The sequence below is a fragment of the Acidiphilium sp. MT5 genome (assembly GCF_054767495.1).
In genome coordinates this window covers 1-2,678 of sequence record NZ_BAABMR010000033.1, presented here as the reverse complement: position 1 = coordinate 2,678, position 2,678 = coordinate 1, and the positions used below count along the sequence as shown (strand labels likewise).

3 protein-coding genes are annotated in these 2,678 nt (G+C 61.4%); all 3 read right to left on the bottom strand.

Going from position 1 to position 2,678, the window contains the following annotated elements; all coding sequences use genetic code 11:
• Positions 1 to 67: 67 nt before the first annotated feature.
• The 3 genes from tnpC to tnpA all read right to left on the bottom strand — a co-directional run bounded on the left by tnpC (position 68) and on the right by tnpA (position 2,582).
• Positions 68 to 1,729: an IS66 family transposase gene (gene tnpC, locus ACYUCQ_RS16140; protein WP_460255580.1), complete on the bottom strand. Its 1,662-nt coding sequence runs from the start codon at positions 1,727 to 1,729 to the stop codon at positions 68 to 70.
• Positions 1,730 to 1,812: 83 nt separating this feature from the next.
• The gene (gene tnpB / locus ACYUCQ_RS16135; RefSeq protein WP_460255579.1) at positions 1,813 to 2,160 is read right to left on the bottom strand and encodes an IS66 family insertion sequence element accessory protein TnpB; all 348 of its coding nucleotides are present in this window, start codon (positions 2,158 to 2,160) and stop codon (positions 1,813 to 1,815) included.
• Positions 2,157 to 2,582 (bottom strand): IS66-like element accessory protein TnpA, encoded by a 426-nt coding sequence (tnpA, locus tag ACYUCQ_RS16130; RefSeq protein WP_460255578.1) that lies wholly within the window; start codon positions 2,580 to 2,582, stop codon positions 2,157 to 2,159. The genes tnpB and tnpA overlap by 4 nt, the downstream gene beginning before the upstream one ends.
• Positions 2,583 to 2,678: the final 96 nt, after the last annotated feature.

The following is a 2,678-nucleotide window of genomic DNA, read 5'->3' as shown; positions in this document are numbered from 1 at the left end:
GTATCCATCCGGTGAGGACCGCAGCCTGATAGCGGCGCGGCGTTTACGGATCTCTGGAGTGGGGTTATCAGGCGGCGTGTGCGACTGGGTTGTGGTTTTGCGGCGCGATCCAGTTCCAGGGCATCAGTTCCTCGATCCGGTGGACCGGATGGCTGGCGATGCGCGCGAGGATGTCGGCGAGCCAAGCCTGCGGATCGACATTGTTCATCTTTGCCGTCGTGATCAGGCTGTACATCATGGCCGCCCTCTCTCCACCGCGGTCGGAACCCGCGAACAACCATGATTTTCTGCCCAGAGCCATGGTTCGCAGCGCACGCTCTGCCGCATTATTGGTGAGGCAAATCCGCCCGTCGGTCAGGAACCGGGCGAAGGCTGGCCAACGGTTCAGCATGTAGTCCATCGCCTTAGCGACATCGTTGTGACGCGACAGCTTGGCGCGTTCGGCGCGCATCCAACTCTCCAGCTCGGTGACCAGCGGGGCGCTGAGTTGCTGGCGTGCCGCCAGGCGTTCGGCAGGCGACCGACCGTTGATGCCCCGCTCAATCTCGAACAGCGCGTCGATCCGCTGCACCGCAGCCAGCGCCATTGGGGCGACGAAGGCGGGCGTCTTACCCTGAGCTTTGCGTTTGGCGTTGCGTGCAATATCGGCCAGCTCGAAGAATTTTCGTCGCCCATGAGCCCAGCACGCCGCCTCGATGATCGGCCCCGGAGATCGGTTCGGCTCATAGAGCTTGTTGTAACCGCCATACGCATCAGCCTGGAATATGCCGCTGTAGTCGGCGAGATGGGTTTGCGGGTGAATGCCGGCGCGATCGCGCGAATAATAGAACACCGCGCAGGGCGGACCCGATCCGCTGAATGGCCGATCATCGCGCACGTAAACCCACACGCGCGCGATATCGGTCTGACCCTGCGCCAGCACCGGCACGGTAGTGTCATCCCCATGAACCCGCTCGCCGGTAAACACCATCGACTTGATAAAGTCATACACCGGCTTCAGCGCAACACAGGTGGCCCCGATCAGATCCGCCAGGGTGGAGACGCTGAGCGCAACACCTTCCAGAGCAAACCGTTCGGATTGGCGGTTCAGCGGCTGATGCAGACCGAATTTGTCGTAAGCGATCATCGCGAGCAGGCTGGGGCCGGCGAAGGCGCGTGGAATGGTGTGGAACGGTGCCGGTTCCTGGCTGATCTTCTCGCAATCGCGGCAGGTGAACTTCTCCCGCACATGCTGGATCACCTTGAATGTCCGCGGCGTGGATTCCAGCGTCTCGGTCACACTCTCGCCGAGCTTGGCCAAGCGTGATCCACCACAGCAGAAGCATTGGGTCGGCCCGGGCAGCACGATCCGCTCACGGGGCAGGTGTTCGGGGAAGGACTGGCGCGATGGACGCTTGCGGGTGAAGCCAGCAACATTTGTGGTTTTGGCTTTCGCAGCCTCCTGCTCGGCGCGCAGTTCATCCTCGGTCGCACTGGTCTCGAGATCTTCAAGTTGCAGCTCCATCTGGTCGAGCAGCCGGGCCGTGCGTTCCGCCTTGGGGCCGTAGAGGGCGCGCTTGAGCTTCTCAATCTGCAGCTTCAGATGCGCGATATAGGCAGCGGTATCAGACTGGCGCGCACGCGCCGCAGCTGAATCGGCTTCGGCTGCATCCGCCCGCTCCATCGCTCCTCGAACGATCTCTTTTAGGGCGGCTATGTCGTCCGGCAAAGCCAGCGAATCGATATCCATGAATTGGATTAAATCATAAAATACGAGAGTTTCGCTACAAAAATCCGCAGAAGACAGCGGATTTTTACCCTGATTTTCTGCACTTACCCCGCCGACTGCGGTCGCCAAGTTTGTTGCGGATTTCGCCAGTCGATCGCTTCCAGAAGATAACCAACCTGACCCGCCGTGAGTGACACAACCCCATCCGTCGTCTGTGGCCAGATAAACCGCCCCTTGTCCAAACGCTTCGCAAAAAGCGATAAACCAACGCCATCGTGCCAGATCGCCTTAATCAGCGATCCGCTGCGTCCCCGGAAGAAAAATACGTCCCCGCAGAATGGCTCCCGGCCGAGACCTTCCTGCACCTGCAACGCGAGCCCCCTCATCCCGCGACGCATATCCGTATGCCCCGACGCCAGCCAGATCCGCACACCTGCCGAAACCGGGATCATCGCCGCACCGCCATCATCACCCGACGCAAAGCGGCAATCCCAATCCCGTCATCAACCCGAACACAGGTGCCGTCCGGCAGCACGATCTCAATCCGACCCGGAGCCGATCGACCCGCCCGGCTTTGCTCTACCGGCTCGCCGGAGGACTCGTTCACCGCCGCTGATTTGCCCGATACGCGCGGCATCGACAGTGCCGCGCTCGCCACCACCCGAACCGGGATGAACTCCGGCTCTGTCGAAGACACCGCTAACTCACCGCGCCGAACCTGACCACGCCATTTCCACAACTGCCCACGCGAAACATCATGCCGCCGCGCAACATCCGCAAATACCGCCCCCGGTGTCTCAGCCTCCGCAACAATCCGCAGCTTGTCCTCATCCCGCCAGCGACGCCGACGCTCAGACCCCGTGATGATCTCCATCCAACCAACACCCTCCGAATAAGAAGCAGCTCATAGCAGCGCTCTTATGAGCGGCTTCTTCCCGTAGCGGCAGGCGGCCCAGACCGGATGGATACG

Bases quoted from the DNA above. Each gene is read 5' to 3' on its own strand.
- tnpC (WP_460255580.1), bottom strand. From the start codon at position 1,729: ATGGATATCGATTCGCTGGCTTTGCCGGACGACATAGCCGCCCTAAAA.
- tnpB (WP_460255579.1), bottom strand. From the start codon at position 2,160: ATGATCCCGGTTTCGGCAGGTGTGCGGATCTGGCTGGCGTCGGGGCAT.
- tnpA (WP_460255578.1), bottom strand. From the start codon at position 2,582: ATGGAGATCATCACGGGGTCTGAGCGTCGGCGTCGCTGGCGGGATGAG.